The organism is Undibacterium sp. SXout20W, from assembly GCF_049340285.1.
Lineage (GTDB): Bacteria > Pseudomonadota > Gammaproteobacteria > Burkholderiales > Burkholderiaceae_D > Undibacterium.
The window spans coordinates 56,585-69,518 of record NZ_JBMPPH010000022.1 but is presented as its reverse complement, the minus strand read 5'-3'; the positions used below and the strand labels follow the sequence as shown (position 1 = coordinate 69,518).

8 protein-coding genes and 1 pseudogene are annotated in these 12,934 nt (G+C 45.3%); 6 read left to right on the top strand and 3 right to left on the bottom strand.

What is annotated here, in order from left to right; all coding sequences use genetic code 11:
* A pseudogene (locus ACO0K1_RS12585) lies at nucleotides 1-120 on the top strand (IS30 family transposase); the annotation flags it as partial.
* Between the two features lie 87 nt (nucleotides 121-207).
* Nucleotides 208-3,021: an ATP-binding protein gene (locus ACO0K1_RS12580; RefSeq protein WP_423026194.1), complete on the top strand. Its 2,814-nt coding sequence runs from the start codon at nucleotides 208-210 to the stop codon at nucleotides 3,019-3,021.
* Between the two features lie 39 nt (nucleotides 3,022-3,060).
* Here the strand turns inward: ACO0K1_RS12580 and ACO0K1_RS12575 are convergent, their stop codons facing one another.
* Genes ACO0K1_RS12575 through ACO0K1_RS12565 form a run of 3 tightly spaced genes read right to left on the bottom strand, consistent with a single transcriptional unit; the run spans nucleotide 3,061 to nucleotide 7,726 of the window.
* Nucleotides 3,061-3,567 (bottom strand): GNAT family N-acetyltransferase, encoded by a 507-nt coding sequence (locus ACO0K1_RS12575; RefSeq protein WP_423026192.1) that lies wholly within the window; start codon nucleotides 3,565-3,567, stop codon nucleotides 3,061-3,063.
* A gap of 14 nt (nucleotides 3,568-3,581) precedes the next feature.
* Entirely contained in the window at nucleotides 3,582-4,322 is a 741-nt protein-coding gene (locus ACO0K1_RS12570) for a tetratricopeptide repeat protein (RefSeq protein ID WP_423026190.1), read from the bottom strand.
* A gap of 8 nt (nucleotides 4,323-4,330) precedes the next feature.
* Complete coding sequence (locus ACO0K1_RS12565; RefSeq protein WP_423026188.1) at nucleotides 4,331-7,726, bottom strand: TIM-barrel domain-containing protein; 3,396 nt, start codon at nucleotides 7,724-7,726, stop codon at nucleotides 4,331-4,333.
* 544 nt (nucleotides 7,727-8,270) lie between these two features.
* Between ACO0K1_RS12565 and ACO0K1_RS12560 the strand changes: the two genes are divergently transcribed.
* From ACO0K1_RS12560 to ACO0K1_RS12545, 4 genes are read left to right on the top strand one after another with little or no spacing between them, the layout of a single operon-like run.
* Entirely contained in the window at nucleotides 8,271-8,999 is a 729-nt protein-coding gene (locus ACO0K1_RS12560) for a response regulator (RefSeq protein WP_423026186.1), read from the top strand.
* 2 nt (nucleotides 9,000-9,001) lie between these two features.
* Nucleotides 9,002-10,552 carry a sensor histidine kinase N-terminal domain-containing protein gene (locus ACO0K1_RS12555; RefSeq protein WP_423026202.1) on the top strand — a complete coding sequence of 517 codons (1,551 nt, stop codon included), beginning with the start codon at nucleotides 9,002-9,004 and terminating at the stop codon, nucleotides 10,550-10,552.
* A 1-nt stretch (nucleotide 10,553) separates the two neighbouring features.
* Nucleotides 10,554-10,814: a DUF4212 domain-containing protein gene (locus tag ACO0K1_RS12550; protein ID WP_423026184.1), complete on the top strand. Its 261-nt coding sequence runs from the start codon at nucleotides 10,554-10,556 to the stop codon at nucleotides 10,812-10,814.
* Nucleotides 10,815-10,816: 2 nt separating this feature from the next.
* On the top strand, nucleotides 10,817-12,853 hold the full coding sequence (locus ACO0K1_RS12545) for a sodium:solute symporter family protein (protein WP_423026182.1): 2,037 nt from the start codon (nucleotides 10,817-10,819) through the stop codon (nucleotides 12,851-12,853).
* Nucleotides 12,854-12,934: the final 81 nt, after the last annotated feature.

Here is a 12,934-nt window from a genome sequence, read left to right as displayed (position 1 = left end):
ATTACACAACAGGAGATTGATCACGCCATGAATAGACTGAATAATCGACCAAGAAAAAGGTTAGGATACCTTACACCCAATCAGGTATTCTTCAAAAATACGCTTGCACTTCAAAATTGAACTCGCGATGTTTCAAGCACGATAAATTCAAAAATAAGAATACGAGAAACAACCTGGCTGTTTTCTCGGTGATGGGAGATGCTTGTCATGGAATTATTTGCCAATAATGAGACTGTATTTTCTCTTGAGCAATTGATTAAAAGTCACACTGCGGGAGCACCACTGGCACTGACGATTCAACTCGCCTGGCATCTACGCCAGCGCGATACGACGCGTGCACTACAACTCTGTAACACGATAGAAGAAAAGCTCAACCTCATTGAACTGAATCACGATGAGAAAACCCAGAGCCATGCCAGAATGCTACTCATAAGGGCGGAAAGTAATTGGTTAAAAGCAAAAAATGACGATGCCCGCACTCAACTTAATCAAGCACTACAACTTTTTTCAGGTATCAATGATCACTGTGGTCAGGCGGACTCCTACTGGCTTTCAGGCCTCATCGAAAGTGATACTGGCAATATAAAGTTACAGGAACAACAACTCGATTTTTGCCTGAAGCATGCACAATTAGCGCAAGACCTCATCCGCTCAGAAATTGCTGGCGCCTGTATTGCTCGTCACAAGGTTCTGAAAATGCGGCATGCCGATGAAGAAATCTGGGTACGACATATCGAAGGTTTAACTACAAGTGAAGATCAAGGCTTGTTAACGTGGGTATTTGATTTTTTGGGCGTGCAAGCTCTTCACCATAGTGATTTTGCGACGGCAGCTAATCAAAACATTCGGGCGAGTGATGCGGCGCTGCAAAGTGGTCAAACTGCCAGAGCGATTATTATTTCATCGAATATTTGCTATAGCATGGCATGTTTAGGCGATACGGAAGCGTCTTTAAAATGGGGGCAACGCGCACTACAATTGGCGAGATCAAGAGAATGGCCATTTTTATTAGCGATTAGTCTGCGACAAACCGCAGAAGCTTTAAGGAAAATTGACCAATTAGATTCTGCAAAAGAATTATTAAATGAATCCTTACAAATCTTAAACAATGTACCGAACTCTCGAAATTATGTGATTGTGTTGCGAACATTAGCAGATATCGCGTTAGCCCAATCTGACTATCGTCAGGCCTATGATTATTTCCATCAAATGGTGACGAATCCTATCGTTCAGTTACAACTCGATTTACAGTGTCTGGCATTACGTGGACAAGCACAATCCCTACTTAATTTAAATGACTTAAATGCTGCATTAGCATCAGCCGATGCTGCATTACAAATTGCAATCTCAAATAATTATTGGGATTATCAAATCAGCGCCTTGTGGGTACTCGCAGATATTTTTTCACACCCGGACATATCACGCAGTACAGAAGCTCAACATAAATCATGTATTGACTATTTGTTGGAAGCGGTAGCAATAGGAGAACAGATTCAGGACTATACTATCTCCGATAAGCTTTATGCACGGATCGCTGCTGAATACGCCAGACGTAAAGATTATTCACAAGCCTATTCCTACTCTTTACTTGCTTTTTCTTCACGCGAAAAAAGGCTTAATATCGACATCGCCAACAGTGCAGTTGCATTACAACTCAGGCTACAAACAGAGAAAGCGATCAGTGAAAAAGAGCACCATAAAGCAATGGTCGAAGAAAAGGAAAGGCGCACTGCAATACTCGAACAAGCAAACGAAACCCTTTCTATTCTTGGTAATATCGGGCAAGAAATAACAACTCAATTAAAACTGGAAAACATCTACCAGGTTCTGTTGCATCACGTTCACGCATTGCTTGATGCAACACACTTATCGATTATGTTGCTTGATTCTACGAGTTCGGTACTCACCATGACGTACGGTATGGAAGCTGGTGATCGTCTCGATCAGTATCAATTTCCAGTTGATAGTCCCATTTATTACTCCTCGCGTTGTGTACGTGAAAGACGTGAAATTCTGGTTGAACACTTTGGCGAAATAAACACCAAAGCACGCTTGCCAGGCACCATGCCGATGGAAACACTTTTATTTTCGCCTTTAATCGTCGGTGATCGTGTCATTGGCGTCATGTCGGTTCAATCCCCTAAGCGACAAGCTTATCAGGAAAGAGAACGATTAATTTTTCGGACGTTATCCGCTTACAGCGCCATTGCGCTTGATAATGCATACGCATACACCCAATTGATGGATGCCCGGCATCAATTAGTAGATCGGGAAAAAATGGCTGCGCTCGGTTCATTGGTGGCTGGCGTCGCCCATGAAATGAACACGCCGATTGGGAATAGTTTGTTGATCGCCAGCACGATCTCTGAAAGAACAAAAACACTATTACAAATCATTGAAAATCAAAATCTAAAACGTACAGAATTATTAGATTATCTGCATAACGTCAACGAAGGTTCAAAATTAATGCTCAATGGGTTGACCAGTGCGGCAACGATGTTGAATAGTTTCAAACAGGTGGCCGTAGATCGAAATACGGAACATAAACGCGTCTTTAATCTCAATGCGACCTGTCAGGATATTGCGGCGTCAATGCGTAATCGCGTGATCAACTCAGGCCATGATTTACAACTCGATATACCCGACGATCTCGAGTTGAATAGCTACCCGGGCCCGCTGGGGCAAGTAGTCATCAACTTAATAGAAAATGCGCTTCTACATGGCTTCGACAAACGTTTGCGTGGAAAAATGAAGATCTCGGCTGAAAAGTTTAATGAGGATCAAGTACGCCTGCAATTCATTGACGACGGTAATGGTATCAGCGAAAAAAATATTCGGCATATTTTTGAGCCATTTTTCAGCACGCGATTTGGTCAAGGCGGCAGCGGTTTAGGTTTAAGTATTAGCTACAATATTGTGACCTCCATATTGCACGGGCAATTGAATGTCAAAAGCAAAGTGGGCGAAGGCGCTTGCTTTACTTTATTGCTGCCAATGGAAGCGCCAGATATCGTCGACTAAACAAAAGTCGTCAACAAACTGCAGTCTTATCCAAAGTAACTAAAGTAGGTCTCGCATCATGACGATCGAGGTCTGCTCGAATCCTTGATGCTCAAAAAAATCATGGGCCTTGTGATTGGCGACACCGCTTTCCAGATATAAACGAGTCGCCCCTTCGGTTTTCATATATCGAATGATCCATTCTAAAAGTTGCGTTCCAACGCGTTTGCCGCGTGCGACAGGGTCGACAATAATATCGTCTAGAACACCAAACTTTTTAGACCTAAAACCACCAAAGCTAAGAAAAGCCACCGCAACCAATCGACCATCAAAATGCGCACAGACAATTTTATCTTTGCTCGTTTCTGTATCTGCCTGTGCCAAGACCGTCATCACCTGCTCCACAATAACTTGACGTAAATCGAGATTCCATTGCCCGGGAGCGATTGCACGGCCATTTTGCAACTCTGCATGAGAAATGTAATCAGGATTAGCATGAGCGCAAAAAAAATCGGCAATCTCGTCTGCGGTTGCACCTTGGTCGATGATTAAAAAGCCGTCGTTCATATACAGCCCGTGCTTTACGAAAAAGCTTTAGAAAGGCGATTCAACATGGCAGCATTAAGATCACGGTTATGCCTGTTCCAACGTGCGATGGTCTGATCAAGTTCTGTTTTTAATCGATAGGCAGTCTCTTTATCGCCGACGCTGATCGCCCAAATAGCAAATTCAGCTCGGGTATCAAAATTCCCAAATTTTTGAAGAGCGAATTCAAATTCAGCTCGTGCCTCAGTAACTTGACCAGCACCAGCCAACGCTCGCGCCATCAACACCGACACCACTTCTGGCGAATTATTCGGGGCACGCTCTCTTAAATTCTGGAGATGCGCGATACAGGCGTCATAACGCTGACAGGCAAAGTTTGCCTGCGCGGCCCCGAGGCGAATGGTCGGGTCTGCGGCAAACGGCCCTTGTAAGCAAGCTTCATAGTTACTAGCCGCGTCGGACGGCTGATCAGCCGCCAATAGCGCTGCGGCGAGACGCATCTGATTCTGTGCATTAGGTGTGTAATCAAAAGCCTCACGCGCCTCGCGCAATTCGCGATTTGGATCCAGAATATTTCCTGCTGCTGAGAGGACTCTTTTTGCGCCATGTTGTATGCGGGTGCTTGGTAAATAAATTGCCAAGCCATACACCAGACTACCCAATAACGGAAACATAAATAAAATAATGAGCCAGTAGATGTTTTGACCAGATCGAACCACATGAACCGCAAAAAATAGTGCGATCAGAACATGAATACCAATGCCAAAAAATTGCATAACACTTCCTAAAATTTATTTTTAACTTGATCGCCTACGAAGCCATTGAGCGATGCATTCGCCCAATTCGCACAAACCCCAGCATGACTTTTACTTTTAACGCCTGTCGTTTTAAGTGTGAGCACTTGAATCCCTCGCACGTCCAATTCAGGCTTCACTACCGCTGGTGCCTGGATGAATCCGCTATCAAATAGTAACTTGTCATCACCCCAAACCTGAAACTGCATGCCACCATTGTCTCGGCACAAATCATCAATACCGACATCGGCACGGAAAGTTTGCCAACTTCCTTTCAATTCATAGGCAATTTGTTGCGCGCCAATGGTTCCCAGTCCTTTATGAAATTGCAGACCATTCATTTGCATCAAATGCTGAGCTTTGGACGCAGGCGTAGAACTTCGCTTTGCCACCTTATCTATATAAAACGTCCGTGCCGCCGATGGTTTTAAGCCAATATCAGACAAAAAGACCTGTTGTTTAGCAGCGTTTGGCAATGGCTGTTCCAAAATATTAAACTCTGAAATAGTCATTGGCGTCACGGCAAGCGGGATCAGCGAATTATATGCTTTTGCGGTGTTTTTTTCGTCATTTGCATTCAATACCATCGGGTCTTGCGCACTACCATCATCTGACTGATCGTAGGTATTCAGAACACGGAAACGGAACAGGCGACCAGGTTTGGCAGGAAATTCGATCTTTTGCTTCTCTTGCTGATGCTGAAGACGACCAGAAAACACGGGTTTTCCCCACTCTCCATTATTGTCGGCCAGATAAATTTCAACATCTTTAGCTTGTCCATACTCCCAGTTTTTATCGTTACGCGGTGCTATTTCAAAACCATTGATCATGCGACGTTCATTGAGTGACAATGAAAACTCATGTGCTCCCGTTTTTTGCGCCTGATCACGAATCGTTCTGAACCAGGTATCGGGTTTGCCATCAAACGCATTTTCCAAGGGATAACCGGGCTCTTCCGGCGGACGATTCAAAACAGTAATGCTATCCGGCGGCACTGTATTCCCTAAATCTGGCGCAGAAGGATAATCAGCGGTCTGCGCCAGACTTTTACCTGCGGCAACATGGATGTCAAACATCTGCCCCTGATCGACTGGCATTGCTGCCGTTTTAATCTGCACGACGCCATACTTATCGTTGGCATCATAGTACCAACCTGTCTTGGCCTGTTCAAAGTCCGCGCGACTAGAAAAGCCCATCAAACTGTGCCCATTCAAAGAGATACTGTCTGGTTGAACCCGTGTATGAACTTGTAAATGCAATGCGCGCTGGTTCAACATGCCTGCATAATGACCTTGAAGAGGGGCGACTTGTACCTTGATATTACCGGCCGTATTTTGGGGGACATCCACCGTAAAGGTTTGCGTACTAAATTGACCCGTTTGATATTGACGGCTCTCCCCATCATCTTCGTAGAGAGTAAAACTCGAGTGGCCATAGGGATAAATATCCAGCGTCAAAACGTCCTTCGGCACTTGTCCATCGTACAATGCCGTCGGATACATAGGCAAAATCGCGCCCGCTTTCACCATCACGGGCAATCGTTCCAAGGTAACTTGCTGATCAATGCGTTTGCCATCAGCGCCAACCTCAACCACCCTGCCATCCCAATAGTCTATCCACTGTCCCTGTGGCAGATAGATATCTTTGCGCCACCCGCGACTAGCTGCCTGACTACGAAACACCGGCGCGATCAGGAAATCTTTACCCAGGAAAAACTGATTTTGATAGCGTTCATTGTTGACATTCGGGTCGCGTGGATGATCCCACATCAAACCACGTACCAATGGCGCGCCCGTTTTTTCTGCCTCATAAGCATAGGTGTACATGTAGGGCATCAAACGCATTTTTAATTTCAGATAATCGCGATTGATACTACGGTAAGGTTCATCGAACCACCATGGATGCTTACGCTCTGCCTTGGACCAACCTGACATCCCCATCAGCACGGGCGTAAAGCTTTTCCATTGCAAATCGCGCGTGTAGGTTTCTGGACTTCCACCGAAAATGCCATCAACATCCCCGGTTGCGTACGCTTGCCCGGACAAACCGGAGCCAATCAGCGTTGGAATATGCCAGCGAATATAATCCCAACTCCCCGATTGATCGCCTGTCCAGGTCACTGCATAGCGTTGTGTTCCTGCCCAACCCATGACTGTCCATACGAATGGTCTGGCATCTGAATGATCGAGAATACCTTGCGCGGCTGCCATATTGGCATCAAGTGAAAACTGATACCCCTTGCCAGTCCACGCAACATCGAGCTTTTGGGCGCGTGTACCCGCAGTACCAACCTCCCAGGCAATTTTATCAACGCCACTTTCCGTCCACAAACCCGTTTTGAAGCCGTATTTTTTCAGTCCAGCCACTACTTCAGGCAATTGGCTATAGCCACAACCATAACCATCATTGGGCAATATCCAGCCCCCTGGCATATCGTATTCACGGTACTTCGCTGCTACAGAGAGAATCACGTCAGGCGTCTTACCCGTTGGTCCATCAGTCCAACCGGACGGCACTGTGCCAGGCTTTTTAATATTATCGCCGTCGTTATAACAATCTGCGTCACCAAACTCATATGCCCAACGCGGCAAGATGTGAGCGCGTCCCGTCAGTTCTGTATAGCCAGCCACAACGTCGTGAATAGACGAACCGACGAAATAATACGCATCAAAACGGGCTTCCTGATGGGTGGTTGTCAGATAATTACTGGCTCTGAAATCATAACTGCCGTTGCTCCAGGTGTTTCTTAAAACACCATAACCTTTATTACTCATGTAAAACGGGGCCGGACTTGGGCGATCCCCCTCTTCCCAGCCGCCTGAATAAGATACCTCGAGATTTTTCCCTTTAAAAACGACGCTGCCGTTCTGTTGACCACCACCATATAACTGTTCGTCAGGGCTGCTGCTAAGCGTCTGAAAACTGACTTTCTCAGTAATTTCTATAGGCTGCCGCTCTTGCCAAATCTCGGTTTGATTGTCCGCACGATATAAAGCCAGGCGCAAGGGTTTCTTATAAATGCGTAAAGCAACGGCTGACGTGGTGACCAATTGGTAATCGCCGTGCTCGAATAACGTATAGTTGACGTGTGGATAATCAGTTTTCACCACAATCGGTGCCAACTGATTGGTGGCATCGGTCACTTGCCCACGTAAGCCAGCCTGAACTCGAAACATATCGGGACGCAACAAACTAATACGTAGCAAACTACCGTTATCAGTTTTAACATCAAGCTGTGTCTGCCCGTGAAGTTGGGGAGACTCTGCAATCCTGACCAAATTTCCGATGGGAACAGACCATGCAGGTTCTGCCAAGGCAACACTGATCAGACTGGCAATTAAAGTCTTACGGGTCCCCTTGTGCGCAAATTGGAATCGGTTATTCATATTTTCAGGAATCATTGTTAGGTTAACTTACCACTGATGAATGCCAATTGATCAATGACGATATTATTCACCATCAATCCGACCATCACATTTCATTTTTAACATTCAGTATAGGAATAAAAAAATAAACAAAAGTTCCCACCCCCTACTGTTTATATTTCGTTTGCCCACCGACTAAGTGCGCATGATAAAAATGAGTCATAAATCGTGCTGGCATGAACAAATATCAAACATCAATCAGTTTTATCGAGAGAATATATATAAATTCGTCTACAAATTTGGTATAAAGTGAAACAAAGATGAATCGAATTTCCAACGTTGTGCCTGCTTTGCATTGTAAAACGCGGAAAAACCATTCCTCAATAACAATAAACAAGAAAAATGATGATGTTGTAAGGCCTCATATGTCATACATATCAATCCAAAGACGATAAAAGGCAGTGCGCAAACCTTGGTTTTATCTCAAATCAAGGCTAGATGAACTCTCATTGTTGCGCATGTATCTTTTGGAATAAGAGACAAATTCACTTTGTAAAGAAATCTCATGCGTATCTTGCTTGCTGAAGACGATAGTGTACTGGCCGATGGTCTCACCCGCTCCTTACGCCAATCTGGTTATGCGACGGATTGCGTTAACAATGGACAAGAAGCTGACTCTGCCTTGTCTACACAAGATTTTGATTTGCTCATCCTCGATTTGGGATTGCCCAAAATGAGCGGTCTGGAAGTATTACGCCGTCTGCGTGCGCGCAACTCTCATTTGCCAGTGTTAATTCTGACTGCCGCCGATTCCGTTGAACAACGCGTAAAGGGCCTCGATTTGGGTGCGGACGACTATATGGCAAAACCATTCGCCTTGTCCGAACTTGAAGCGCGGGTCAGAGCCTTAACCCGACGTGGTGCCGGCGGTGGTCCGACAATTATTAAGCATGGTCCTTTGAGTTACGATCAGGTCGGACGAATTGCCTACATTCACGAACAAATGCTGGATTTATCGGCACGCGAATTGGGACTTTTAGAAGTTTTGCTGCAACGCACAGGACGCTTGGTTTCTAAAGAACAGTTAGTCGACCACCTGTGCGAGTGGGGAGAAGAAGTCAGTAACAACGCCATCGAGGTGTATGTCCATCGTTTGCGTAAAAAAATCGAAATTGATGGTGTCAGAATTGCCACCGTACGTGGTTTAGGTTACTGCCTGGAGAAATTCTTCGTTGCACCGGCTGCGCGACCTTTACCACCAGACACCGCCACCAATAACACAGAGCCACAATGACGATGAAGAGCAGCGCAGGTTCTACGATGGCGCAGTCCGGGCCAGAAAACACGCCGCTCAATCCATTAGAAGAAATTAACCAACGCTCACTTTTCGGTGAAATTCTGGATTGGATGCTGGCACCGCTTTTATTGCTGTGGCCGATGAGCATCGCCATTACCTACCTCGTCGCAAAATCGATTGCGAATCAACCTTTCGATCACGTATTAGAAAATAAGGTCATGCTGCTCGCGCAGCAAATCAAACAAGTCGACGGCAAGCTCGTATCACAATTGTCGCCCGCTTCACGCGACATCTTAAGAGCAGACGACCTGGATACAATTTATTTTCAAGTGAAAGCGCCTGGCGGACAAGTCGTCGATGGCGACATTCTGATTCCAATTCCAAACGACGATGAAAAGCCAACCACAGGCAACATCCAAATCCGCAATCTCAACTTTGCTGGCACGGATTATCGCGTCGCTTACGCCTATATGGATGTTGGCGTCGTTAACAATGGTGCTTCTGATGCCGGCATAAGTGCAAACAAAAAATTAAGTCATCCCCAGGTTTTGATACAGATAGCGGAAACCTTGGAAAAGCGTTCCAATCTCGCCAATGAAATTATCAAGGGCGTGATTCTGCCGCAGTTCATTATTTTGCCGATTGCGTTAGCATTAGTATGGTTTGCGTTAACTCGGGGCTTATCGCCATTGGCCGAGTTGCAGCATAGAATACGGGCGCGCCGTCCAGATGATTTGAGCCCGATCGATTCGCGTCAGGTCCCCGAAGAAATCACGCCTCTAGTCAATTCTCTCAACGAGATGCTGGAGCGTCTGACGCTTTCTATCGATAGCCAGAAACGCTTTATTGCAGATGCGGCACATCAAATGAAAACACCGTTGGCAGGAATGCGAATGCAATCTGAGTTGGCGTTGCGACAGACTAACCAAGCAGAAATCCATCGTTCATTATTGCAACTGTCGACCAGTTCCGAAGCAGCAACGCGCCTGATTAACCAATTATTGACGATGGCGAGAGCCGAAAATCAAACTCCATCACAACAACCGTTAGAGCAAATCAACTTGAATCAATTGGCGATGGACGTAGTGCGCGAATGGATACCGGTATCGTTCACAAAACGTATTGATTTGGGCTTTGAGCAAACGGATGAGGCTATCTTCATTTTTGGCAATCCATTGATGTTGAAAGAGATGCTCAGCAATCTGATCGATAATGCGATACGCTACACGCCAGCAGAGCATAGTATCACCGTAAAAATCAATCTCAATGCTGCGCAGCAGCTTGCCATTCTGGAAGTTGAAGATAATGGCCCTGGCATTCCAGCCGCTGAACGAGAACACGTATTTGAACGCTTTTATCGTATTTTAGGCACCAACGTGCAAGGTAGCGGGCTTGGGTTAGCGATTGTGCGTGAAATTGTTTTACAACACCATGCGCAGATTGAAATCAGTGACAATCCGCATCCACAAGATAAGCAATTTCCTGGTTGTGTATTCCGTATTTTTTTCAGGTTAAATCCTTTTGATGACTTTATCCCAGAGGACAATTGAGATGGATATCAATAAGGTTCCAGAAAAATATCCTTACTGGCGTCATACCAAGCGCCTCACCAGCGTTTTACTCGTGATTTGGTTCAGCCTGATTTTTTGCAGTTTATTTTTTGCACGTGAATTATCGACCATGTATTTTTTTAGCTGGCCATTGTCGTTTTATATGGCTGCACAAGGATTAACACTCAGCTTTGTTTTGATTCTCAGTATTTATTCGCTCGGAATGCGCTGGATTGTTGGCTTAAAAAAAGAAGGTGAATAGTCATGGCGCACGGTCATTTTTCAAAACGATTAACCAAGTACTACAGCTGGTACACCCTACTCTTTTTTGTCTTCCTGATCAGTCTCGCCATACTCGAGAGAGAGGGCGTACCACGCTCATGGATAGGCTATCTATTCATGTTCGTCACTATCGTTATTTATGCTGGCATTGGAGTGCTCTGTCGCACGTCTGATATCGCTGAATATTACGTTGCTGGTCGACGTGTTCCGGCTGTCTTTAATGGCATGGCAACCGCCGCCGATTGGATGTCCGCAGCCAGCTTTTTAAGCCTTGCAGGTGGATTGTATTTACAGGGCTTCGACGGCTTTGCATACATCGTTGGCTGGACAGGTGGTTTCTGTCTCGTCGCCATGTTGATTGCACCGTATATCAGAAAATTTGGTCAATACACCATTCCCGATTTCCTTGGTGCCCGTTTTGCAGGGAAACAAGACAGTAATCTGGTCAGATTGCTTGCGGTATTTGCGACCGTTTTTATTTCTTTTATTTATGTCGTGGCGCAAATTTATGGCGTGGGCCTGATTACATCACGCTTTACCGGCGTTGATTTTTCTGTCGGTATATTTTTAGGCCTTGCCAGCATTTTAGTTTGTTCATTTTTGGGCGGTATGCGTGCCATTACCTGGACACAGGTCGCGCAATACATCATCATCCTTGTCGCATTTATGATACCGGTAATTTGGCTATCAATTAAACATAGTGATAATCCGGTACCACAACTTTCGTATGGATCATTCCTGCCTAAACTCAGCAGTTTAGAAGAAGTGTTTGAAAATGATCCCAAGGAAAAAGAAGTACGTGCCATTTATCAATTACGTGCGAATGAATTCCAGGAAAAAATTCAACACTTGCCAGCATCCTGGGAAAATGGTCGGGCAGAATTGGTGAAAACGCTAGAAAAATTGAAAGCCGGGTCAGGCAATTTGATTGCAATCAAGAATGCCAGCCAGGTATTAGCCAATTATCCCTCCTCACCGGAAGACGCTCGCAATCGGTGGAATGACATGCGCAACATCTACCTGGCAAAATCACAACCAGGATTTTCGAAATATATGCCCTACTCTGCAAAAACTAAATCAGAGTCGGATGATAAACGGAATAATTTTCTCGCATTAGTACTATGTCTGATGATGGGTACGGCAGCTCTCCCGCACGTTTTGACGCGGTACTATACAACGCCCTCCGTAACGGAGAGCAGAGACTCCGTTTTTTGGTCGCTGTTTTTTATCATGTTGCTCTACATCACAATTCCAGCGCTGGCTATTTTGGTGAAATATGATATTTACACGTCGTTGGTGGGCAGCAAGTTTTCCGATCTGCCGGCGTGGGTCACTTATTGGGCAAACATCGATAAACTTAATCCCCTGGTGAGTATTATCGATATCAACAAAGATGGTCTTGTCCAATTATCTGAAATCAATATAGACGGCGATATCATCGTATTAGCGACGCCGGAAATATCGGGGCTGCCCTACGTCATCTCGGGCTTGGTTGCAGCGGGTGGTTTGGCTGCGGCTTTATCAACCGCCGACGGTTTATTGTTGACGATCTCAAATTCCTTGTCACACGACATCTATTACAAAATTATCGATCCTTCTGCATCAACACAAAAACGCGTCACGATATCAAAACTTTTTTTACTTGTGGTCGCGCTCTTCGCTGCCTATGTTGCCTCACAAAAACCTGCCGATATTTTGTCACTTGTTGGTGCAGCTTTTTCTGTCGCAGCGTCGGCACTGTTTCCCGCACTAGTATTGGGCATATTCTGGAAACGCACGAACCATCAAGGTGCAATAGCAGGCATCATTACTGGTTTTAGTGTGTGCGTTTTTTACATGCTCTATACGCATCCATTGTTTGGCGGCAATATTCATAATCAATGGTGGCACATTGCACCTATTTCGGCAGGCGTATTTGGCGTGCCGGCGGGTTTTTTAGCTATGACAATCGTCAGTCTTTGCGCTCCCAAACCAGACTCAAAAACGTTAGAACTGATTGATTATATTCGCGCACCTTAACATACCGGATGCGTAAAAAATGAATCCTGTGAACATGTTGTTGCGAACACATGTTGTTGCGAACACATGTTGTTGCTAACA

Coding starts and splice junctions, on each gene's coding strand:
- ACO0K1_RS12555 (WP_423026202.1), top strand. CDS start 9,002: ATGAAGAGCAGCGCAGGTTCTACGATGGCGCAGTCCGGGCCAGAAAAC.
- ACO0K1_RS12560 (WP_423026186.1), top strand. CDS start 8,271: ATGCGTATCTTGCTTGCTGAAGACGATAGTGTACTGGCCGATGGTCTC.
- ACO0K1_RS12565 (WP_423026188.1), bottom strand. CDS start 7,726: ATGAATAACCGATTCCAATTTGCGCACAAGGGGACCCGTAAGACTTTA.
- ACO0K1_RS12550 (WP_423026184.1), top strand. CDS start 10,554: ATGGATATCAATAAGGTTCCAGAAAAATATCCTTACTGGCGTCATACC.
- ACO0K1_RS12575 (WP_423026192.1), bottom strand. CDS start 3,567: ATGAACGACGGCTTTTTAATCATCGACCAAGGTGCAACCGCAGACGAG.
- ACO0K1_RS12545 (WP_423026182.1), top strand. CDS start 10,817: ATGGCGCACGGTCATTTTTCAAAACGATTAACCAAGTACTACAGCTGG.
- ACO0K1_RS12580 (WP_423026194.1), top strand. CDS start 208: ATGGAATTATTTGCCAATAATGAGACTGTATTTTCTCTTGAGCAATTG.
- ACO0K1_RS12570 (WP_423026190.1), bottom strand. CDS start 4,322: ATGCAATTTTTTGGCATTGGTATTCATGTTCTGATCGCACTATTTTTT.